The sequence below is a fragment of the Actinoallomurus oryzae genome (genome assembly GCF_039541955.1).
In the GTDB taxonomy this organism is placed as follows: domain Bacteria; phylum Actinomycetota; class Actinomycetes; order Streptosporangiales; family Streptosporangiaceae; genus Actinoallomurus; species Actinoallomurus oryzae.
In genome coordinates, this window is the sequence record NZ_BAABHF010000016.1 from 204,888 (window position 1) to 227,365 (window position 22,478).

The window sequence follows — 22,478 nt, forward strand, 5'->3', positions numbered from 1 at the left end:
GCGGACCGGTACCACCATCGAATACGGAACGCGCACGCTAAAGCGTCGCGCGGTGTAACGCCGGAGCGGCCCGGAGGACCTCCGGATTTGATCGGTCCTGTCCAGCGTTCGACTCTGTCGCTCTTTCGGTGGTAGCGGAGAACGACGTCATTGGAGAGAATGCGGTGGCGCAGGAGAGGGAACCTGAACCCATCACAGTAAGAGCAGCCGCACCCGGCTGACGGACCTCCGGCGATACCGGGCGCCCGGCCCACCAGGTTTCACCTGGCGAGCAGTCCGGGCACCCGACAGGGTGGCCGGGCTTTTCGGTGGTTCGACCGTCACTTGACCGTGGCCGATGTCACGACAGGGTTTCGATCTGGCTGGACGGCATCAGCCGCGACCGGCTGACCAGCGGCGGCCTTGCCGACTTCGTGGAGGACGGGCACGTCGTGGGAGTGACCGGCGACCCGACGACCTCCCAGCAGGCATTGCCCTGTAGCGCCGCCTACCACGGTCGGCGAACGCTCGCCTGGCTTACCGCCGCTTCGAGGCCGTCCTTGCATCCGAGCGCCGCCGCGTCTGGAGGAGGTCGAAAGGCAGGCGACCTTCCTCGGCACCGAGCCCATCGCCGCGTAGCGCCTCGTGTACCCGAGGCCCTCCATCCCCTCGGCGGTCGGGATGCCGCCGGTGTCTCCGCGTGGCAGTGATCGCGACGGCCCCGACATCGGTGGTGAAGCATGACCTGATGCTCAGCCTCGGTTGATGTTTCGAGTCCTACACTGATCGATAAAGCCGACGCATCGGACGGGGATTGATTATTATGGGGATTCACGACGCTAGAAGAATAGCGCAAGACGCGGGAATTTTGGCCACCCGCTATGGACTCGTGATCAACCTGCTGGAGATCGGGCGAATAAAGTTTGAAGACTACGAGGTAGAGAATATCCGGCCCCTCGTAACCTCAAGCCCCCCGTTCTCGATGCTTATCTCCAGATTGGGAGAGAAGAAGGTCGCCAAATTGATCGGCGTTACCGAGATCGTTCTGGGTTCGTTGATCGCAGCAAAACCGATTGCGCCGAGAGCGTCGGCTTTCGGCAGCCTCGCCGCCGTCGGCATGTTCGCCACCACCCTCAGCTTCTTGGCGACAATGCCCGAGGCGTGGCAGGAGACCCGCGGGGAACCGAAGCTGTCCCTCGCGGGACAGTTCCTGGTGAAGGACGTCGTACTTCTCGGAGCCGCCTTGCTGACGGCCGCGGACGCCCTGCAAGCAGCCGAGTGCCAGTGAACTCGCGGCCTGGCGGGCCCATCATGATCTGCACGTCCAGCTTGAGCGAACACATTCACTGCGGTGGTCGCCGCGTGGGGGGCGCCGACGAACCGAGCCGGCCGGGCGTGCCGCTGGGGGATGGTTGTGCCGAGCCGTGGTCCGAGCCCAGGCGTGGCGGAGCCTCTGCTTGAAGCCGCCGTATGGCAGAGCGCGTAACGGTTCGTTCGGATCGGCCGCCGGTGCCGAAGGCGACAGCCCAGTCCAGCAGCGACGTGAGTCGGTTTCGGAAACCGACGAGGTAGATGAGGTGGACCACCAACCACATCAGCCAGGCCGGGAACCCGGCAAATCGTAGTCGGCCGACGCCGGCCACGGCCCGGAACCTGGCGACGGTGGCCATGCTGCCCTTGTCTCGGTAATGGAACGGCCGTCTGGACTGCTCTCCTTGCAGCCTTCGCAGGATCTCGGCGGCCGCGTGCCGCCCGCTTTGCATGGCGACCTGAGCCACGCCGGGGAGATTCTTCAGCGACATCATGTCCCCGACGACGAAAACCTCGGGGTGACCGGGCAGGCTGCAGTCGGGTTCGACTTTGATCCGGCCCGCGTGGTCGACTTGCGTGCCACACTGGCCGGCCAACTGGGCGCCGAGCGGAGATGCGGCCACTCCGGCCGCCCAGACCTTGGACATGGCGTCGACACGGGACCGTGTGCCGTCGGCGGCGACAACGTCGACGCCCGTCCCGTCCACGCCGACGATCTTGGTGTTCACCCGTACTTCCACGCCCACGCGCCGAAGCTCGCGCGCGGCCTTGTCCGACAGCCGCCCGCCGAAGCCGGCCAGCACTTTCGGGCCCGCCTCGAAGAGGATGACGCGGCTGCGGGCCGGGTCGACGTTGCGAAACTCTCCCGGCAAAGTACGGCGGGTCAACTCCGCGATCTGTCCGGCGATCTCCACCCCGGTCGGGCCGCCGCCGACCACCACGAAGGTCTGCCACCGTTCGATCACGGCCGGGTCGGTTTCCACCTCGGCAAGCTCGAAGGAGCCGAAGAGGCATCCGCGCAGCGCGAGCGCGTCATCGATCGTCTTGACACCGGGGGCGTGCTCCGCGAACTCGTCATGGCCGAAATACGACTGGCCAGCTCCGGCGGCGACGATCAAACTGTCATACGGCGTGATCGTCTCCTTTCCCGGCATCACCGACGTGACCGTGCGATCGACGAGATCGATCCGCGTGACGTCCCCGGTCAGCACCCGGGCGTTGCGCTGCCCTCGCAGCACCTCGCGCGTTGCCGGCGCGACCGATCCTTCCGACAGGATCCCCGTGGCCACCTGGTACAGCAGCGGCTGGAACAGGTGATAGGCGGTGCGCGAGATCATGGTCACCTCGACCGGCGCCCGGCGAAGCTCCCTCACCGCGAACAGCCCGCCGAATCCCGAGCCGACCACGACCACCCGATGCGTCTTGTGTCCCTCGTTCACCGCCGCCCCCGCCGATACCAGCCTCTGATGAGTTTCGGCGCAGCCTTCCCCGCGCCATCCCGGCCCGCGTCCGTCGGCCATCCCAGCGGTCGACCTTGATGGGTCGGACCAGGTCCCGGGTATGCATACGGCTGGGCCGCCGGCCGGTATACGACTTCAATACGTCCATACCCACCCGCACCGCCCATAGGCGTATTCGAAGGACAGAAGGCCTGGACAGTGCCGCGAGGGCCGAGTGGGGGCAGAATGAACACACCGCGAGGGCAGGTCCTGGTGCTGTACGGCATCGCCGGGGATCTCGCCAAAAAAATGATCATTCCAGCGCTGTATCGGCTCACCGCCCGCGGTGTGCTCGACGTTCAGGTCATCGGCGTGGATCGCGGTCCGCTGGATGCGGCGACCTTGCGCGAGCACGCGCGGACCAGCGTCACCACCGCCTGCGGATCGGTCGATGAAGACGTCTTCGGCACGTTCGCCGACAGGCTCGCGCCCCCCGTGACCGGCGACGTGACCCGGCCGGACCTCTACGCCGAACTCGCGCGGCGCATCGGCGACGCGTTCGCCGTCCACTATCTGGCCGTGCCACCCACATTGTTCGGGCCGATAGCCGAAGGACTAGGGGCCGCGGGCCTGAACACCCATGGTCGGCTGGTGGTGGAGAAGCCGTTCGGCCACGACCTCCCCTCGGCGCGTCGGCTCAATGCCACGTTGCACCGGTACTTCCCCGAGGAACGGCTGCTCCGGGTTGATCATTTCCTCGGCAAGGACCCGGTCCAGAACCTCATGATCTTCCGCTTCGCCAACAGCCTGCTGGAACCGATCTGGAACCGCGATCACGTCGCCGGGGTCGAGATCACAATGGTCGAGGCGTTCGACGTCGCCGGCCGGGGGGCTTTTTACGATGCGGTGGGAGCCATCCGCGACGTCGTCCAGAACCACCTTCTGCAGGTCCTGGCATACCTGGCCATGGATCCTCCGGCCGACGACGACGCCGAGGCCGAACGCAGCGAGAAGCGCCGGTTGATGTGTGCGATACGCCCGATCGACCCTGGCGACGTCGTGCGCGGTCAGTACGCCGGCTATCTCGACACGCCCGGCGTCGCCCCGGGGTCGACCACCGAGACGTACTCGGCGGTGCGGCTGTGGATCGACAACTGGCGCTGGGCGGACGTGCCGTTCCTGATCAGGGCGGGTAAGGCGCTCGCGGTCACCAGCACCGAGATCGCCGTCCGGCTCCGCCGGCCGCCACGCATGCTGTTCATGGACGGCGACGCCGACCGGCCGCGCCCCAACATCGTGCGCTTCCGGCTGGCGCCCGACCCCGGCGTGACGTTCGAGTTGCTCGCCAAGGATCCTGAACAGGTCGACGCGACACGCGAGGCGTCCGTATCGGTCGATTTCCCCTGTCGGGTGGAGAGCGCCTACGAACGGATCTTCACGGACGCGCTCGCCGGCGACCCGCGCCACTTCGCCCGCGAGGACACCGTGGAAGAGCAATGGCGCATCGTCGAGCCCGTCCTCGACCTCGAGACGCCGCCAGAGCCGTACGAACCCGGCGGGTGGGGCCCGGCCACCGCCGACCGGCTCACCTCCGAGGGCCAGTGGATCCCCACCAACATCCGTCCATAATCCCGCTGGGTCATGCCCCTCCCCGAGGAATGCTGTTTCCGGAATGCGGGGAGATGAGAAAGCGTGGACGTCGAGCAGGAGAAGCGGCTGGCCGCCGAGGCCGCGGCCGAACTCGTCGAAGACGGAATGACCGTCGGTCTGGGCACCGGGTCGACGGTCCGTTACCTGCTGCCCGCCCTCGCCCGGCGGAGGTTGCGGATCATCTGCGTCGCGACGTCGCCGCGTACCATGCGGGCGGCTTCGGAGTTGGGCCTTGACGTCCGGCCGTTCGACATCCTCGATCATCTCGACATCACGATCGATGGCGCGGATCAGATCGCTCCGGACGGCTGGCTGGTCAAGGGCGGTGGAGGAGCGCACACCCGGGAGAAGATCGTCGCCGCTGCGGCGAGCCGCTTCATCGTGATCGCTGATTCGAGGAAGCCCGTCGACGCGTTACACGGCCCGGTCCCGCTCGAGCTGCTGGAGTTCGGCCTGCCCGCCACCCTTCGCCGACTGGAGCCCGTTGCGGTGCGTACGGCGCCGAGGAGCCCGGATGGTGGGATTCTGGCCGACTATCACGGTGCGGTGGAGGACCCGGCGACTCTGGCGGAACGGCTGTCGGCAACTCCGGGCGTCGTCGGCCACGGCCTGTTTCCACCCCGGCTCGTCGCGAGCGTGCTGGTCGGCCGCGGTGATTCGGTCGAGCGGCGAACGGTGCGGGACCGGCCGTGACGACTTCCGGATCGGCCTCATCAGGGCCCCGTGTCCTTGTCCAACGAGCACCGGCGAGCGCGCCGCCTCCACTCCCCCGGCGCGGATTGGTGGATCACCGGCCGGCGGCTTGCTCCGCGTGACCGCCGAATTCGGCTCGCATCGCTGAAAGCGCCGCGTCGGAGAAGTGCCCGAGCCCGCGTGAGGAGAACCGTTCGAGCAGCGCCGCGCTGATGGCCGGTGCGGGCACGCTTTCCTCGATCGCGGCGATCAGCGTCCAGCGCCCTTCGCCGGAGTCGGAGACGCGCCCCTGGAAATCGTCGAGTTGCGGGGATCGGGCCAGCGCGTCGGCCAGCAGATCGACCAGCCAGGAGGAGATCACCGATCCCCGGCGCCACACCTCCGCCACCTCGGCGACGTCGATCTCGTATTGGTAGGCCTCGGGATCGCGAAGCGGCGCGGTCTCGGCGTCGACGGTCCGTTCCTTCTTGCCCGCGTCGGCGTGCCTGATGATGGAGAGCCCTTCGGCGATCGCGGCCATCATTCCGTACTCGACACCGTTGTGAACCATCTTCACGAAGTGTCCGGCTCCGTTCGGACCGCAGTGCAGGTAGCCGTGGGGAGCGGTGCCGTCGCGGGTCCGGCCCGGCGTCGGTTCCGCGGTCGCGGCGCCGGGCGCGATGGTGGCGAAGATCGGGTCCAGTCGCTGCACAGGCTGCTCCTCGCCACCGATCATCAGGCAGTAGCCGCGTTCGCGTCCCCACACTCCGCCGGAGGTGCCGCAGTCGATGTAGTGGAGTTGCTTGTCGGCGAGCTGGCGGGCTCGGGTGATGTCGTCGCGGTAGTAGGAGTTACCGCCGTCAATCACCGTGTCGCCGGCGTCGAGCAGTTCGACCAGTTGGTCGAGCGTGGACTGGACGATGCCGGCGGGGAGCATCAGCCACACGGCTCGGGGCTTGCGGAGCTCGCGCACCAGCTCGGGAAGCGATTTAGCGCCGGTCGCGCCCTCCGCCTCGAGTTCGTCGACCGTGCTTTCGTTGACGTCGTAGACGACGCAGTCGTGCCCGTCGCGCATCAGCCGGCGGACGAGGTTCGCGCCCATCCGGCCCAGGCCCACCATGCCCAGCTGCATGGGTCTGTCCGTTGCCATGGTCCCCCCAAACGGTTGTCCTCAGGTCTGCTTCAACCTCCGGTAGTGGCGGATCAGCGCGTTCGTCGACGAGTCGTGGGTGAGCCGCGGTTCGGTCTCGCCGGTGAGCTCGGGAATGATGCGGACGGCGAGTTGCTTGCCCAGCTCGACCCCCCACTGGTCGAATGAGTCGATGCCCCAGATCGTCCCCTGTGTGAACACACTGTGCTCGTAGAGCGCGACCAGCGCGCCGAGGATGCGCGGAGTGAGCTTCTCGGCGAGGAGCACGTTGGTCGGCCGGTTGCCCGGCATCACGCGGTGGGGTACGACGTCCGGTGGTGTGCCCTCGGCCCGTACCTCCTCCTCGGTCCTGCCGAATGCCAGTGCTTGCGCCTGCGCGAAGACGTTCGACGACAGGATGTCGTGGTGGTCACCCAGCGGGTTGAGGGTCTTACCGAAACCGATCAGGTCGACCGGGATGAGTCGCGTGCCCTGGTGGATGAGCTGGTAGAAACTGTGCTGGCCGTTGGTGCCGGGCTCGCCCCAGTAGACGGGGCCGGTGTCGTAGCCGACCGGCACGCCGTCGACGGTGACGCGCTTGCCGTTCGACTCCATCGTCAGCTGCTGCAGATAGGCCGGGAAGCGTTTGAGGTACTGCTCATAAGGCATGACCCCGATGCTCTGCGCGCCGAAGAAGTTGCCGTACCACACCGCCAGCAAGCCCATCAGCACCGGAAGGTTCTCGCTCAGCGGAGCAGTGCGGAAGTGCTCGTCCATGGCGTGAAATCCGGCCAGCATGTCGGCGAACCGCTCCGGGCCGATCGCGATCATGGTCGACAGGCCGATCGCCGAGTCCATGGAGTAGCGCCCGCCGACCCAGTCCCAGAAGCCGAACATGTTGGCGGTGTCGATGCCGAACTCACGGACGCGTTCCGCGTTGGTCGACACGGCGACGAAATGCCGGGCCACGGCCTCCTCCGACCCCAGTTGCCCGACCACCCAGTCGCGGGCGGAGTGAGCGTTGGTGAGGGTCTCCAGGGTGCCGAACGTCTTCGACGAGACGATGAACAGCGTCTCCTCCGCCGACAGATCACGAGTCGCCTCGACGAGATCGGTCGAGTCGACGTTGGACACGAAGCGGAACGTCATGTCGCGCGCGCTGTAGTGACGCAACGCCTCGTACGCCATCACCGGCCCCAGGTCGGAGCCGCCGATGCCGACATTGACGATGTTCCTGATCGGCCGGCCGGTGTGCCCCTTCCACTCACCGGATCGGATCCGGTGTGCGAAGTCGGCCATCCGGTCGAGCACGTCATGGACCTGGGCGACCACGTCGACACCGTCCACGGTCAGTGAGGCGCCCTTGGGCATGCGGAGGGCGATGTGGAGCACGGACCTGTGCTCGGACGTGTTGATCGGCTTGCCGGCGAACATCATGTCCCGGCGCTGCTCAACCTCGGACTCGCGCGCCAGCCGGACCAGCAGGTCCAGTGTCTCGTCGGTGATCCGGTTCTTGGAGTAGTCCAGGTAGAGCCCGGCGGCCTCCGCGCACAGACGCTCGCCGCGCCCGGGGTCTTCCGCGAAGAGCTCGCGCAGGTGGCGTCGCTCGATCTGCGCGTGATGCCCTGCGAGTGCCTGCCAGGCCGGGCGGTCGCGAAGCCGGGTTGCGGGCATCGGTGCGGTGTCCTCCGATCAGGTCAGACGAGCGAGGCGCTCTGTGCGGAGATTCTGGTCATGAGATCGTTCCAGGCCGTCACGAACGTCTCCGCGCCCTCACGTTGCAGCCTCTCGGCGAGAGCGGCGACGTCGACGCCGGCGTCGGCGAAGCGGGCGAGGACCTCATCGGCGTCACCGCCGTCGGCGGGCATCGGGGCGCCGACCTCACCGTGGTCGTAGAAGGCCTCCAGCGTCCTGTCGGGCATGGTGTTGATCGTGAGCGGTGCGGCCAGCCCGTGCACGTACAGGGTGTCGGATGCTGCCGGATCCTTGGTCCGCGTGCTCGCCCACAGCAGGCGCTGCACCCGCGCGCCGGCGTTCTCCAGCCGCTGCATGCGGTCGGAGTCCATGAAGTGCCGGTACGCCCGGTAGGTGTCCAGCCCGACCGCGAGCGCGAGCCGGTCCTTCAGGTGGTCGGGCACCGTGGCCGCGACCGCCACGTCCCATCGGGACATGAACACCGAGGCCACGGAGCCCACGGCAGGGTCAAGGCCCTGGTCGACCCGGCGCTGCAATCCGGTGAGGTAGGCGTCCGCGGCGGCCCGATAGTGGTCGGCGGAGAACAGCAGCGTCACGTTGATGGGAACACCGGAGGCCACGCATTCGGTGATCGCCGGCAAGCCCTCGGTGGTGCCTGGGATCTTGATGAGAAGGTTGCGTCGCGCGGCCTGCCGGTGCAACGTCTTCGCGGCTTCGATCGTGGCGGCGGTGTCGTAGGCCAGCAGCGGCGACACTTCCAACGACACCCATCCGTCGACGCCGTCGGTGCGCTCGTGGACGGGCAGGAACTCATCGGCGGCGCGCTGAAGGTCCTCGATGGCCAGCTCGAAGAACAGGTCCTCGTTCGCGGGTCCCTTACCGGCCTTGGCACGGATCGCGTCGTCGTAGTCGCCGGACTCGATGGCCTTATCGAAGATCGACGGGTTCGAGGTCAGCCCGGTCACCGCGTAGCGGTCGATGTAGCGGCGGATTCGCCCGGAGTCGAGCATGCCGCGGGTGATGTTGTCCAGCCAGAGGCTCTGGCCGCGCTCGTGCAGGGTCTGGGTCGGTTTCACCGGACTTCCTTTCGCCTCATCGCCAGCTCACGAGCTATTCCGGACACTTTCTCGGGAGTGAAGCCGAACTTCGAGAGCAGCTGCTTGAGGGGCGCCGACGCGCCGAAGGTGTGCATGCCGACGACGGCGCCCTCGGGCCCCACATACCGGTCCCAGCCCAGCGTCGACGCCTGCTCGATCCCCACCCGGGCGGTCACCTCCGGCGGCAGCACCCGGTCGCGGTACTCACGCGGTTGCCGCTCGAACAGCTCCCAGCACGGCATGCTCACCACCCGCACGCCGATGCCTTCGCCGGCCAGCTCCTCCCGCACGGCGACGGCCAGCGCCACCTCCGAGCCGGTGGCGAGCAGGATGACATCGACCCGCCCGTTCGGGGCGTCCGCGAGCACGTAGGCGCCCTTCGCCACCCCGTCCGCGCCGTTCAGCCGTGACCGGTCCAGTGTGGGAAGCGGCTGCCTGGACAAGACCAGAGCGGCGGGCTCCCGGCGGAGACCCGCGATGAGCCGCCAGGCCTCGACGACCTCGTTGGCGTCGGCCGGCCGGAAGACCAGCAGCCCGGGCATGGCCCGCAGCGACGCGAGCTGCTCGACCGGCTGATGCGTCGGACCGTCCTCGCCGACGCCGATCGAGTCATGCGTGAAGATGTGCACGACCGGGATCTCCATCAGCGCGGACAGCCGGATCGCGCCTCGGGCGTAGTCGGAGAAGATCAAGAATCCCGACCAGTACGGGCGAAGCTTGGTCAGCGCCATGCCGTTCGCGATCGCGGCCGCGGTGTGCTCCCGGACCCCGAAGTGGAAGTTGCGTCCGCCGCGCTCGCCGGGTTGGAAGTCTCCGGCGCCGTCGGACGTGAGGCGGGTCTTGGTCGAAGGCGCGAGGTCCGCCGAACCCCCCAGCAGCCACGGTACGGCCTCCGCGACCGCGTTGAGCACCTGTCCGGACGACGCGCGCGTCGCCGTACCCTTGGGGTCGGGCGGGAACGACGGCAGCACGTCCTCCCAGCCATCCGGCAACTCCCGGCGTTGCATGCGCTCGATCTCATCGGCCGGCTCCGGATGGACACTCGCGTACTCCTTGAAGCGCGCCTCCCATTCGGCTCTGGCATCCGCGCCGCGCCGGCCGATTCCCTTGGCGAACCAGTCGTACACGCCGTCCGGGATGAAGAACTCCGCGTCCTCCGGCATCCCGAGGAAGCGCTTGGTCGCCTTGACCGCCTCGACGCCCAGAGGCTCGCCGTGCACTCTCGGCGAGCCTTCCAGCGGCGAGCCGTAGCCGATGTGGCTGTGGACCACGATCAGCGTGGGGCGCTCGCGCTCGGCCTTGAACGAGTGCAGCGCACGGGCCACCTGATCCACATCGTTCGCATCGGCCACGGTCGCGACGTTCCAGCCGTAGGCGATGAAACGCGCCGCCAGGTCCTCGGTGAAGGCGATGTCGGTACGCCCCTCGATGGTCACCCGGTTGGAGTCGTAGATCCAGCACAGGTTGGTCAGCCGCTGATGACCTGCCAGGGAGGCGGCCTCCGAGGAGACCCCCTCCATCATGCAGCCGTCCCCCGCGATCGCGTAAACGTCGAAGTCGAAGATCGGAAAACCGTTCCGGTTATATCGGGCCGCCAGCCACTGCCCGGCCATCGCCATGCCCACCGACATCGCCACGCCCTGGCCGAGCGGTCCGGTCGTCGCCTCCACCCCGCTCGTCCACCGGTACTCCGGATGGCCCGGCGCGTGGGAGTCCAACCGGCGAAAGGTCTTCAGGTCCTCGAGCGTCACCGCGGACCGTCCGAGCACCTCATAATCGGGATCGACGGCACGCACGCCCGTGAGGTGCAACAGAGACCACAACAGCGCCGACGCATGCCCCTCCGAAAGCACGAAGCGATCACGGTTCGGCCAAATCGGATCGGCGGGATCGAAGCGCAGGAACCGCTGCCACAGCGTGTAGGCGACCGGCGCGATATCCATCGGCGTGCCCGGATGCCCCGACTCCGCCTGTTGGACCGCGTCCAGGCACAGCCCGCGGATCGTGTTGATGGATAGAGCATCCATGATTCCCCCAATTCGGACGCTACCACCGTCGAAGATCACCCGATAGAGGGCACCGGGTCCCCCGACGAGGGACCGTCAAGTTAACGCCGAATAACGGTGGTTGAAGTTTCATCCCGCGCGGGCGAGAGATCCCGTCAAGGTGATACGGAAATGTTTCAACCGCACATTCAACGATTGTTGTCAACCTTGTCAGTTGGGGCAGGCTTCGGGCGATTCCTACGTGACGGCTGATGGGGTCCTAAGGTCGGGGGCGCCGCAGGGCGCCGGCGCGGCGTGGCAGGGGCTCGCGTCCGCGGGGCTGGCGGATCCAGCAGTCCGGAGTCGCCGCGGCCGGTGTCGGGAGCGTGACCGGCTGCTCGCCGAGCAGGAATTCCTCACCGTGGTGCATCACCGAGAGCGGATCGCCCTCCAGCAGGTGATAGGTCGTCGTATCCGCGGTGACGACGACCTGCAGTCGGCGACCGCGATAGCACAACCGGAAGGCGAGCCGCGTGATGCCGTCCGGCAGGCGCGGGTCGAACCTGATGCGGCCGCCGCCGGCCCGCATTCCGCCGAATCCGGCGACGAGCGCGGTCCAGGCGCCGGCGAGCGAGGCGATGTGCACTCCGTCCCGGGTGTTGTGCTCCAGGTCGTCGAGGTCCATCAGCGCGGCTTCACCGAGGTAGTCGTAGGCGAGGTCGAGCTGGCCGATCTCGGCGGCGATCACGGACTGGACGGCCGAGGACAGCGATGAATCGCGTACGGTGAGCGCCTCGTAGTAGGCGAAGTCGCGCACCTTGTCTTCGAATTTGAAATCCTCGCCACAAAGGTACAGGGCCAGAACCAGGTCGGCTTGCTTTACCACCTGCTTCCGATAAAGCTCAAAGTACGGGAAATGAAGCATCAACGGATATTGCTCGGGTTCGGTGGCGGCGAAATCCCAGCGCGCGTGCTCGGTGAATCCCTCGTTCTGCGGATGAACGCCGAGGCGATCGTCGAACGGCAGATATGTGGCGTCGGCGGCGGCACGCCAGGACGCGGTCTCGTCGACCGTCACTCCCAACTGCTGGGCCCCGTCCGGGTGACGGACGGTCGCGTCGGCCGCCGCGCGCAGGTTCCGCCGTGCCATGAGGTTGGTGTAGACGTTGTTGTCCGCCAGTGCGCTGTATTCGTCGGGGCCCGTGACGCCGTCGATGCGAAATCGGCCGCCGACGTCGTGATGACCGAGACTGCGCCACAGCCGGGCCGTCGCCACGAGTAGCGGCAGGCCGATCTCGCGCTCGAACTCGATGTCGTGCGTCGCGTCCACGTACCGCGCGACCGCGCATGCGATGTCGGCGTTGATGTGGAACGCAGCGGTGCCGGCCGGCCAATAGCCGGAACATTCTTCGCCATGAATCGTCCGCCAGGGGAAGGCGGCCCCACGGAGTCCGAGCCGCTTGGCGCGGTCCTTGGCCTGCGGAAGGGTGGTCCGCCTCCAGTCCAGCGCGTCCGCGACCGCGCTCGGATAGGTGTAGCTGAGGACCGGCAGGACGAAGGTCTCGGTGTCCCAGAACGTGTGCCCGTCGTAGCCGGGGCCGGTCAGTCCTTTCGCCGGGATGGGCCGTTGTTCCGTCCGCGCGCCGGCCTGCAGGAGGTGGAAGAGCCCGAAGCGGACCGCCTGCTGCACCTGCGGATCGCCGTCGATCTCCACATCCGCGCCCGACCAGAAATCGTCGAGGAACGCACGCTGCTCACTCACCAGGCCGTCCCACCCGGTCGAACGCGCACCGGCCAGCGCCGCCATGACCTGGTCGTGCATGGCCGGCCGTGAACGCTCCGCCGACCAGCCGTACGCCAGGAGCTTGACCAGTCGTAGCCGCTGGCCGGGTTCCAGCCTGGTCACCACCGTGAGGCGGCCGGTATCCCCCGAGCCGCTCATGTCCATGTGGGTGCCGTCGGGGGCATCGACGTCGTGTTGCATGGCGGCCGCGATCGACAGCCCGCTGACCCGGGTCCGATGGATCATGATGGCGCAGTCCTCTGTGGTGACGTTCTCCTCCATGACCAGCGGCGACTCCAGTACCGCGGTCGCTCGCGGGTCCGCGCTCAGTGCGGGCAGCGACTCGTTGGCGACCAGTTCCGATTGGACGACGATCCGCACCGGGCTGCCGAGGGCTTCGACCTCGTAGCGGATCGCCGCGACGGCTCGCTGGGTGAACGAGACGAGCCGCGTGGAGGTGACACGCACCGGACAGCCGGACGGCGCACTCCAGTGCGCCCGGCGGGTCAGCGTGCCGGCGCGCAGGTCGAGAAGGCGCTCGTGCTCGTGCAGCCGGCCGTAACGGATCTCGAAGGGCTCGTCGTCGACCAAGAGCCGGATCAACTTACCGTTGGTGACGTTGACCACCGTCTGCCCGGATTCGGGATACCCGTAGCCGGCCTCCGCGTACGGCAGTGGCCGCTGTTCGTACACCGAGTTCAAATAGGTTCCTGGCAGTCCGTGCGGCTCACCTTCGTCAAGGTTGCCGCGCATGCCGATATGCCCGTTCGACAGCGCGAACACCGACTCCGTTTGCGCGAGGGTGCCCATGTCCAGGTCGCGCTCTCGGACCACCCACGGCTCTACGGCGAATGCCGAATTCGTGATCATGATGACTCCGTCAGCTCCGATCGGTAGGGACCGCGCGGGCTCCGGCCTGGTCGCGCGCTCGCACTCGCCCGGTGCGATCGACGCCGCCACGGAGGCGAAGCGGCCCGGCCGTGGCGCCCGCACCCCGGTATCACGCGCCCCGCGACCGGTCCTTGCGGCTGTGGGCGCCGTGCGGGCCTCAGAGGCCGTACTCCTGCAGGAGGTTGAGCCAGATCTCGCTGGTGGTCGGGAACGTCGGGACGGCGTGCCAGAGCTCCTCGAGCGGGATCTCGGCGGTCACCGCGATCGTGGCCCCGTGGAGCAGGTCGGCCGCGGCGGGGCCGACGAAGGTCGCGCCGAGCAGCACCCGGCGGTCCTCGTCGACGACCAGCCGGGCCCGCCCGACGTACCCGGGCACCTGCAGCTGGGCGCCGATGACCGCGCCGATGTCGTAGTCGACGATGCGTGTGCGGAAACCGTCCGCGTGCGCCTGAGCCCCCGTACGTCCCACCACGCACACCTGCGGGTCGGTGAAGATGACCTGCGGAGCGCCCAGGGCGTCGGCGCGATCACGGAGCGACGGCAGGTCGTCCGCGCGCCCGTGGGCGCGGGCCGCGATGCCGTCCCCGCAGATCCGGGCCTGGTACTTGCCCATGTGGGTGAGCAGGTTGAGCCCGTTGACATCGCCGACCGCATAGAGCCAGCCGTCGGGGACCGCGGTCGCCCGCATGGTCGCATCCACCTCGATGGGGCCGTCCGGCCGCATCCCGACCGTCTCCAGGCCGATGTCGTGCACTCCCAGTCGGCGGCCGGTGGCGACGAGGATCTCATCGGCCTCGAACCGCGAGCCGTCATCGGTCTGCACCATCACCGGCCCGTCGGTCCCCTGGCGTTCGACCCGAGCGATTGACCGGCCGAAGTGCAGGTCGATGCCCGATTCCTCGAACGACCGGGCCACCAGCTCACCGGCGAACGGCTCGGTCCGGGTGAGCAGGCGGTCCTCGCGCACGAGGACGGTGCTCTCGACGGCGCCGAGGGCGTGCAGCGCCTGCGTCATCTCGCACGCGACGGGCCCGCCGCCGATCACGATGAGCCGCTTGGGCACCTGCCGGGTGCTGGTCGCCTCCCGGTTCGTCCACGGACGCGCCTCCCGCAGCCCGGGAACATCCGGGATCGTCGGCGCGCTACCGGTCGCCAGTACGACCGCGTGCCGGGCGCCCAGCGACCGGGTTCCGCCCTCCGGCCCCGCGACATCGACCCGCAACGGGCCGGCCAGGCGGCCACGGCCCCGGATGAACGTCGCCGGCAGCTTCTCCAGCCAGTTCACGTAGCCGCCGTCGTCGAAGTGGGACACCACCTCGTCCCGGCGGTCGAACACCGCAGGCGCCTCGATCGGGCCGCGAAGCCCGAGCCCCGGCATCCGATCCACCTCGGCGGCGAGTTCCATCGGCCACAGGAGCGCCTTGCTCGGCACACACGCGTAGTAGTTGCACTCACCGCCGACCAGTCGTTCCTCGATGACGGCCGCCGTCAGCCCACCACGCACGACGCGCGCGGCGGCGGTCTCGCCGACCGGGCCCGCACCGATCACGATCACATCGAAGACGTCATTCCCCTCCGCCATTCCGGTCTCCCGTCCCCCGCAACGCCTCAGCATGAACCGCCATATCAGTCACCATTCCCCTATTTCGGTCAAAGCGGCGCAAAGCGCTGGAAACGGCGCCGTCGATCAATTCCCTCGGCGTGATCGGGTCATGCCTTCAGTGGGATGGCGCCTCGGACGCGGGGTTCGGCGGCTCCGCTTCGCTCGTCGCCCGGTAGCCGGCGTTGTCCCCGACGGTTGGCGGCGGGGGCTCGTCGTCCAGGAGGTCGTGGGCGATCTTTAGTAGCCGATCCACGTCGACGATCGGCTTTTGCAGGTATTCGCTGGCGCCCCGGGCCAGCGCCTTCTCGCGCCCTCCGGGGGTGGCCGCCGCGCTGAGCACGATGATCGGTAGATCGGCGTAGCGAGGCACACGACGGATCGCCTCGACGGCGTCATAGCCGTCCATCACGGGCATCATGATGTCCATCAGGACGAGTGACACGTCGGACGTGCGCTGCAGCAGTGCCAATCCCTCCTGGCCGTTCGGCGCGTGCAGCACTGGAGTGCCCACTCGTGCGAAAAGCGCGGTCAGCGCCTCGACGACGCCGACGTCGTCGTCGACGACGAGAACCTTGCCCGGTAGCCGGCGCCTCGCGCATTCTGGTTGTCGCTCATCGAACGGGCTCACGTTCGCTGACGGACCGGCCGCTGCTTCGCCAACGGTGACCGGCCGCTTGCCGTCGCCCGCGCCCATGGCGACGGACCGCCGCTCGGGGACCGCGCGTCCCTCGGTGACCGGTCGTTCCGGTTCGCCGGCGGACACCTGTCCGGGACCGAGGATGGGAAGGTACAGCGTGAACGTGCTGCCCTTGCCCGGTTCGCTCTCGGCGACGATGCGGCCACCGAGCAGTGTGGCGAGTTCCCGGCTGATGGACAGGCCCAGGCCCGTACCGTCGTGCTTCCCGCCGGCGGGATCGGTTTGCTCGAACGCATCGAAGATCATGGCGAGCTTGTCGCGTGCTATGCCGACTCCGGTGTCCTGCACCGTGAGGGCGATGACGTCCCGGGCCCCGTCCAGGATCTTGTCGGGGTCACCGGTGCGCCACACCCGCAGGCTGACCGAACCGGCCGGGGTGCACTTGATCGCGTTGGACAGCAGGTTGCGCAGGATCTGCTGAACTCGCTGCTCGTCCGAGCAGATCTCGTCGGGCGCGTCGTCGGAAACCTCGACCCGGAAATCGAGGCCACGGTCACGGGCGAGTGGATGGACCGTGCTGCTCACGTTGTGGATCAGCCTGCGCAGCGGAAACTCCCTCGGCCGTACGTCAAGTCGCCCCGCCTCGACCTTCGACAGGTCCAAGCTGTCGTTGATCAGCTGAAGCAGGTCGGAACCGGTCCGGTGAATGCGGGCGGCGAAGTCCACCTCTTCTTCGGAGAGGTTCTCGTGCGGGTTGTCACCGAGCAGTCGGGCGTAGATGAGCATCGAGGTCAGTGGTGTGCGCAGCTCGTGCGACATCTTCGCCAGGAAGTCCGACTTGTACTGTGACGCCGAGGCGAGCAAGGCCGCCTTTTCCAACAGCTCGTTGTTCGAGTTCCGCAGCTCGACCTGCTGCCTCTGCAGGTCGTCGGATCGCTGTTGCAGTTGCCGTGTCAGCCGCCGGCAGTTGGCGAGCAACACCTCGGTACGGGTGTTCGCGAGGGCGGCGTTGATCGCGAATCCGATCACGTTGGCGATCTGATCGCAGAAAGTCAGGTGCACGTCGGAGAAGCGCGCCGGCGAGGCCAGCTCGATGACGCCGAGCAGCTTGTCCTCGAACAGGATCGGAATGATGACGACGCTGACCGGGGTGTTCTCACCGAGCCCCGAGCCGATCTTGTCGTAGCCGATCGGCGCGTCTTCCACGAGGATGGGCCTTTTCTCCAGCGCGGCCTGGCGCACCAGCCGCTTGGGGAGCACCGTGGGTGCGTCGGCGTCCGCTCCCGGCAGACCGTACCCGGCGATGAGCGTGAGCCGCCGCACCTGACCGTCCGGCAGCGTGATCGGCTCGCCGTCGCCGTCCGCGCCGGCGCGGAAGAAGGCGCCGTACCGGGTGTCGACCAGCGGTGCGAGCTCACGCAACGTCAGATCGGCGATTTCCGTCAGATTCCGGTGACCTTGCATCAGCGTGGCCAATCGGGTCAGATTGGACTGCACCCAGTCCTTCGCGCGCAGGTTGCGGACCATGAAGTTGACGGTGTCCTTCAGCGCGGATACCTCGCCGTCGGCCTTGAGGGTGATCTGGTGGGTCATGTCCCCCCGCGACACGGCCGACGTGACGTCGGCGATCGCGCGGACCTGATCGGTCAGAGTCCGGGCCAGTTCGTTGACGTTCGTCGTCAGGCGCTCCCAGGTGCCGTGGACTCCCTCGACCCGGACCTGACCGCCCAGCCGCCCTTCCCCGCACAGCTCAGACGCCACCCGCGTCACCTCCGAAGAGAAGGAGGACAGGGTGTCGACCACGGTGTTGACGGCCGTCTCGAGTTCGCGGATCTCTCCGCGTGCCTCGAGGTCGATCTTCTTGCCGAGGTCTCCTTCCGCGACCGCGGTGGCGACCTGGGCGATGCTACGGACCTGCGAGATCAGATTGCCGGCCATCGAGTTGACACTGTCGGTCAGGTCTCGCCAGACCCCGGAGACGCCACATACCCGGGCCTGACGGCCCAGCCGTCCCTCGGTGCCCACCTCCCAGGCGACCTGCGTGAACTCATCGGCGAAAGACGACAGGTGATCCACCATCGCGTTGACGGTCGACTTCACTTCCAGAAGCTCGCCGGTCGCCTCGACGGTTACCGAGCGGGTGACGTCGCCGCCGGCCACCGCCTTGGTCACCGCTGCGATGTCGCGGATCTGGGCGGTAAGCCGGTCCACCATCGTATTGATCGCCTCGGTGGCGACCCGCCAGTTGCCCGACAGACCGTTCAATTGGACGTGACCGCCCAGCCGCCCCTCGGTGCCGAGTTCTCGGGCGAGCCTGGTCATGTCCCCGGTGAACAGCGAGAGCTCGTCGACCATCTGATTGGTCCTGAGCCCCAACCGACGCAGCTCACCACGCAGCGGGCGTCCGCCGTCACACAGATCCATGCGCTGGGTGAGGTCACCGTCCGCCACCGCGTCCGCGACACGCTGGGCGTTCAGCATGGGACGGACCAGTGCGTCGATGATCGTGTTCGCCCGTTCCACGCTTGCGGCCCACGACCCTCGGCCTGAGCCGGCCGAAAGTCTCTCGTCGAGGCGGCCGTGACGCACCACCTCACCCTGAACTCGGTTCAGTTCATCCGCGAGGTGTTGACTCCGGTCGGCGATCTCATTGAACGCGAGCGAGAGTTCCGCCGTGGCACTCCCGTCGTGGACGGGCAGTCGTCGCCGGAAATCGCCGTCACGCAACGCCTTCATCGCCGCCAGCATCGGGCCCAGGTCAACGCCGTGTACCTGCGTCTCATCCGACACGCTTGCCGCCCTCCCGCCGGCGGTCGCGCTCATCCTCAGATCCTTTTCGGTGACGAGGCCATCGGCACGCAGACTGCGGTTCGGAACATCCATGGCTCCAGACTCGGATGTGTAGTATGTAGTGAACAAGGCATGAAAGTCTCATTTTTCCGCGCGAGCGTCTCATGGACACGATCACTGAGATCATTCGCATGGCGAGAGTTCAGGCGAATCTGGACCGGCGCTGCCTCCTTGCCGGCGCGACCGTCATGGACATGCCTGCGTGCGGCGAGGGTGAGGCGCCCTTCCACGTGCTGGTCGAGGGCACCTGCACGCTCGAACTCCCGAACCGGCCCATCGAGCTACTGCCGGGCGATGTCGTCCTGTTCCCGTGGAGCGCCCCGGCCCACCGGATCCATACGACAGGCGACGGGCCCGCGCAGGAAGCGGTGATGACACCAGGCGACAACTTCGCCACCTTCCACAGCCCAGCGGGTGAGCCGGTGATCGACCTGTTCTGCGGCTACTACATGTACGGCGCCGGCGCCGGCACCATGTTCTTCCGAAGCCTCCCCAACCCCCTTCACATCTCCTTCGCCGGGTCGGGCAACGCGAGCGAGATCCTTCGCATGCTGAGCACGATCCTGCGACAGGAGGCTGAGAACGATGGGCCGGGCACCGCCGCCGTCCTCTCCCACCTCTGCAGTGCGCTACTCGCGATGGTGCTACGGAAGACGAACCGGCGGTTCACCGAAGCCGCGCTCTGGACCGCGGCCGACGACGACCGAATCCGCGCCGTCATCGACGCCGTCCTTCGCGAGCCCGGCGCCGACTGGCCGATCGCGCGTCTCGCGCAGATCGTGAACATGTCGCGGGCCACGTTCGTCCGGCATTTCTCTCACTGCACCGGTATGACCGTCGGCGCACTCCTCGCACACATCCGGTTGATGACCGCCGCCGACCTGCTCACCGACACCGACTTCCCCGTCGCCGCCGTCGCCGCCGAAGTCGGATATCGCTCCGAGTCCGCCTTCAGCCGAGCGTTCCGCCTCGCAACCGGATCAACCCCAGCCCGATTCCGCCGCAACGTGGCGAACAATCAGCCCACGAGGACGCTGCGAGCCTACGGGCCCCCTCAACTAACTGAACCGTGACGTCCAAATATGACTGGCGCAGCACAGTCCTGGCGGCCCGTGACGGCGACCCTCGTCCAGTCGGGGGCTGTGTACCGGACCTGTACTGGACGATACAGTCCATAGAGTCGCACACAGAGTGTGGCGGCGAGGACTGGACGGAGGGAGCTTCCCGATGAAGGCGATTGTGGTGACGGACGAGGCCGCGGGAACGGCCGGGATGACGCTGACCGAGCGGCCCGAGCCGCCGGCAGCGATCAACGACGTGATCGTTCAGATTCACGCGTCGGGCTTCGTCCCGACCGAGATGGAGTGGCCATCGACCTGGACCGATCGCGCCGGCCGTGACAAGACACCATCGATCCCCGGCCACGAGCTGGCCGGAGTGGTCACCGCCCTCGGCTACGGCACGACCGGACTGTCCATCGGGCAACGCGTGTTCGGCCTCGCCGACTGGCACCGCGACGGCACCCTTGCGGAGTACGTGGCCATCGAAGCACGCAACCTCGCACCGCTCCCGGGCGACGTCGACTTCACCGTAGGCGCATCCCTGCCGATCTCAGGTCTGACCGCATGGCAGGGACTGTTCCAGCACGGCCGCCTTCAGGCCGGTCAGACCGTCCTCGCCCACGGCGCAGCCGGCGCGGTCGGGACCATGGTGACCCAACTCGCACGTGAGGCCGGCGCGTACGTCATCGGCACCGGACGCGCCGCCGACCGTCAAAAGGCACTCGACTTCGGCGCGCATGAGTTCCTCGACCTCGACAACGACGCACTCGAAGACATCGGCGGCGTCGACCTGGTCTTCGACGTCATCGGCGGCGACATCCAGCAGCGGTCCGCAGGCCTGATCCGGGCCGGAGGAACGCTGGTGTCCGTCGTCGGCCCGGTCGAGGCACGACCCACCAACGGCCTGGCGGTCGACTTCGTCGTCGAGGCCGATCGTGCCCAACTGGGTGAAATCGTCCAGCGGGTACGGGACGGACGACTACGGACGAACATCGGTGACATCGCACCCCTCGACGACGCCGTCGCCGCCCTCAACCCGACCACGCGACGCAAAGGGAAGACGATCATCCGCGTACGCCCGTGAGGACTCTTGGCCTAGGTCTCGGCCAGGCCGACGGAGGCTCCTCGGCCATGTCGCGGCGCGGTCGTGGGGGCGCTGCTGTTCGATGTCCATCGTCATGATCTGGTCGACGACTTCGGAGATGTCGGCGCCGACGATGTCGGGCCGGCCGCCGAGCGGGCTCGGCACCATGCCGGGGCGTGCGACGAAGGCGGCCTTGCACCCGGCGGCGAGTGCTCCGGACACGTCCCAGGAGTGCGCCGCGACCAGGCGAACTTCCGCCGGATCGACGCCGAATGCCCGCGCGACCGCGAGGTAGGGCTCCGGAGCCGGCTTGAGCCGCTTCACAGCGTCGGCCGAGACGACCTCGTCGAAGTGCTCGCGGATCCCGGCATTGGTCAGTTGTGCCTCGGCGACCGTTCGGACGGAGTTCGTCAAGGCGACGAGCGTGAGGTCGGTGGCGCGCAGCCGCCGTAGGGCGTCGGGGACCTCCGGATGGGCCGGCAACGAGCTCATCCGGTTCACCACGGCAGTGGCCTCATCGGTTGTGATGGTACGTCCGTGTCGTTCGGCGAGCATGTGCAGTGCCGCGTGTTGTGCGGTGGTGAAGTCCACGTACTCGCCGGTCAGTCCGCCGACGAACGACAGCTGGAGCATCTGTGCGAACCACTGCCCGCGCAGGGCGGCCGAGCCCAGCAGGTCCTCGAAGGCGTCATCGAGAGAGCTGAGATCCAGCAGGGTTTCGTTGACGTCGAATGCGATCAGCTTGGTCATGGCCTGTCTCCTCGTGTGAGCGCCGGTCTGCTTCAGGGGCCCATTACGGGCTGGAATGGGAGACGGAGTCGGTGACATCCCAGATCTGCCCCGTTTCCTCGCCCGGAAGCCGGTCGAGCAGCGACCTCGCCGACCGCTCCGGGGCGATCAGAGAGCCTTCCGCGTACGAGCGGCTGAACCGCTGGTGCAGGTTCGCACCGATCCGGTCCGGGTCCTGACCGCGGATCCATGCCTGCATCGCGGTGTCGACCGATCCGGGTCGGAAGGCGTTGGCGGTGACACCGCTGCCGGCCAGTTCGGCGGCGAGGTTCACGGTGTGCGTCTCGAGAGCCGCTTTGCCGGTGACGTAGGCGTTACCGCCGATCATGGATGTGGGGCGGGCGACGACGCCGCTGGAGATGTTGACGATTCGGCCCCACCTCTGCTCGAGCATGGCAGGTAGCAGCGCGAAGGTCAGCGAGGCGACGGCCACGACGTTGACGCCGATCGCGGCCGCCCAGTCGTCGGGATCGATCTCGGCGCTCGGACCGAGCGGCCACACGACGGCGGCGTTGTTGACGAGAATGTCCACGCCCCCGAATTCGTCACGGGCGCGTGTCGCGCACCGGGCGAGCTGGTTCGGATCCGCGACGTCCGCCGTGATCACCATTGCCGTGCCGCCGAGTTCGCGGACGGACGCGGCGCTGTCGGTGAGTTCGTCGCGCGAGCGCGCGACCAGTGCCACACTGACGCCCGTCTTGGCCAGTTCGAGCGCGATCGCCCGCCCGATGCCGCGTCCCGCACCGGTCACCAGCGCTGTGCGGCCGTTGAGCGAAGTAGTCATGGATGGTTGGCGGCTACACAGCGCGTCTGTCTTACCTTC

15 protein-coding genes are annotated in these 22,478 nt (G+C 67.8%); 5 read left to right on the plus strand and 10 right to left on the minus strand.

Going from position 1 to position 22,478, the window contains the following annotated elements:
- Window positions 1-802: 802 nt before the first annotated feature.
- Window positions 803-1,267, plus strand: coding sequence for a DUF417 family protein (locus tag ABEA10_RS11635; protein WP_345461559.1), 465 nt, complete (start codon window positions 803-805; stop codon window positions 1,265-1,267).
- 55 nt (window positions 1,268-1,322) lie between these two features.
- Here the strand turns inward: ABEA10_RS11635 and ABEA10_RS11640 are convergent, their stop codons facing one another.
- A complete protein-coding gene (locus tag ABEA10_RS11640) occupies window positions 1,323-2,729 on the minus strand; it encodes an NAD(P)/FAD-dependent oxidoreductase (RefSeq protein WP_345461562.1) in 1,407 nt (468 codons plus the stop codon).
- 273 nt (window positions 2,730-3,002) lie between these two features.
- Between ABEA10_RS11640 and zwf the strand changes: the two genes are divergently transcribed.
- Complete coding sequence (gene zwf, locus ABEA10_RS11645) at window positions 3,003-4,358, plus strand: glucose-6-phosphate dehydrogenase (protein ID WP_345461565.1); 1,356 nt, start codon at window positions 3,003-3,005, stop codon at window positions 4,356-4,358.
- A 63-nt stretch (window positions 4,359-4,421) separates the two neighbouring features.
- The gene (rpiA, locus tag ABEA10_RS11650; protein ID WP_345461568.1) at window positions 4,422-5,072 is read left to right on the plus strand and encodes a ribose-5-phosphate isomerase RpiA; all 651 of its coding nucleotides are present in this window, start codon (window positions 4,422-4,424) and stop codon (window positions 5,070-5,072) included.
- Window positions 5,073-5,166: 94 nt separating this feature from the next.
- Here the strand turns inward: rpiA and gnd are convergent, their stop codons facing one another.
- The 7 genes from gnd to ABEA10_RS11685 all read right to left on the minus strand — a co-directional run bounded on the left by gnd (window position 5,167) and on the right by ABEA10_RS11685 (window position 18,394).
- On the minus strand, window positions 5,167-6,183 hold the full coding sequence (gene gnd / locus ABEA10_RS11655) for a phosphogluconate dehydrogenase (NAD(+)-dependent, decarboxylating) (protein ID WP_345461571.1): 1,017 nt from the start codon (window positions 6,181-6,183) through the stop codon (window positions 5,167-5,169).
- Window positions 6,184-6,222: 39 nt separating this feature from the next.
- Window positions 6,223-7,854: a glucose-6-phosphate isomerase gene (pgi, locus tag ABEA10_RS11660; RefSeq protein WP_345461574.1), complete on the minus strand. Its 1,632-nt coding sequence runs from the start codon at window positions 7,852-7,854 to the stop codon at window positions 6,223-6,225.
- Window positions 7,855-7,877: 23 nt separating this feature from the next.
- Window positions 7,878-8,951, minus strand: a complete 1,074-nt coding sequence (gene tal / locus ABEA10_RS11665) for a transaldolase (protein ID WP_345461577.1) — start codon at window positions 8,949-8,951, stop codon at window positions 7,878-7,880.
- The gene (tkt, locus tag ABEA10_RS11670; protein ID WP_345461580.1) at window positions 8,948-10,999 is read right to left on the minus strand and encodes a transketolase; all 2,052 of its coding nucleotides are present in this window, start codon (window positions 10,997-10,999) and stop codon (window positions 8,948-8,950) included. The genes tal and tkt overlap by 4 nt, the downstream gene beginning before the upstream one ends.
- A 238-nt stretch (window positions 11,000-11,237) precedes the next feature.
- The gene (locus ABEA10_RS11675; protein WP_345461583.1) at window positions 11,238-13,610 is read right to left on the minus strand and encodes a glycoside hydrolase family 65 protein; all 2,373 of its coding nucleotides are present in this window, start codon (window positions 13,608-13,610) and stop codon (window positions 11,238-11,240) included.
- 178 nt (window positions 13,611-13,788) lie between these two features.
- Window positions 13,789-15,213, minus strand: coding sequence for a dihydrolipoyl dehydrogenase family protein (locus ABEA10_RS11680; RefSeq protein WP_345461586.1), 1,425 nt, complete (start codon window positions 15,211-15,213; stop codon window positions 13,789-13,791).
- 136 nt (window positions 15,214-15,349) lie between these two features.
- Window positions 15,350-18,394 carry a hybrid sensor histidine kinase/response regulator gene (locus ABEA10_RS11685; protein WP_345461589.1) on the minus strand — a complete coding sequence of 1,015 codons (3,045 nt, stop codon included), beginning with the start codon at window positions 18,392-18,394 and terminating at the stop codon, window positions 15,350-15,352.
- Between the two features lie 431 nt (window positions 18,395-18,825).
- Between ABEA10_RS11685 and ABEA10_RS11690 the strand changes: the two genes are divergently transcribed.
- Window positions 18,826-19,794, plus strand: a complete 969-nt coding sequence (locus ABEA10_RS11690) for an AraC family transcriptional regulator (RefSeq protein ID WP_345461592.1) — start codon at window positions 18,826-18,828, stop codon at window positions 19,792-19,794.
- Between the two features lie 154 nt (window positions 19,795-19,948).
- Window positions 19,949-20,866: an NADP-dependent oxidoreductase gene (locus ABEA10_RS11695; RefSeq protein ID WP_345461595.1), complete on the plus strand. Its 918-nt coding sequence runs from the start codon at window positions 19,949-19,951 to the stop codon at window positions 20,864-20,866.
- On the opposite strand, the gene ABEA10_RS11700 is transcribed toward ABEA10_RS11695, so the two are convergent.
- Both ABEA10_RS11700 and ABEA10_RS11705 read right to left on the minus strand, forming a co-directional pair.
- The gene (locus ABEA10_RS11700; RefSeq protein ID WP_345461598.1) at window positions 20,762-21,616 is read right to left on the minus strand and encodes a haloacid dehalogenase type II; all 855 of its coding nucleotides are present in this window, start codon (window positions 21,614-21,616) and stop codon (window positions 20,762-20,764) included. The genes ABEA10_RS11695 and ABEA10_RS11700 overlap by 105 nt on opposite strands.
- A 43-nt stretch (window positions 21,617-21,659) precedes the next feature.
- The gene (locus tag ABEA10_RS11705; RefSeq protein WP_345461601.1) at window positions 21,660-22,439 is read right to left on the minus strand and encodes an SDR family NAD(P)-dependent oxidoreductase; all 780 of its coding nucleotides are present in this window, start codon (window positions 22,437-22,439) and stop codon (window positions 21,660-21,662) included.
- Window positions 22,440-22,478 lie beyond the last annotated feature (39 nt).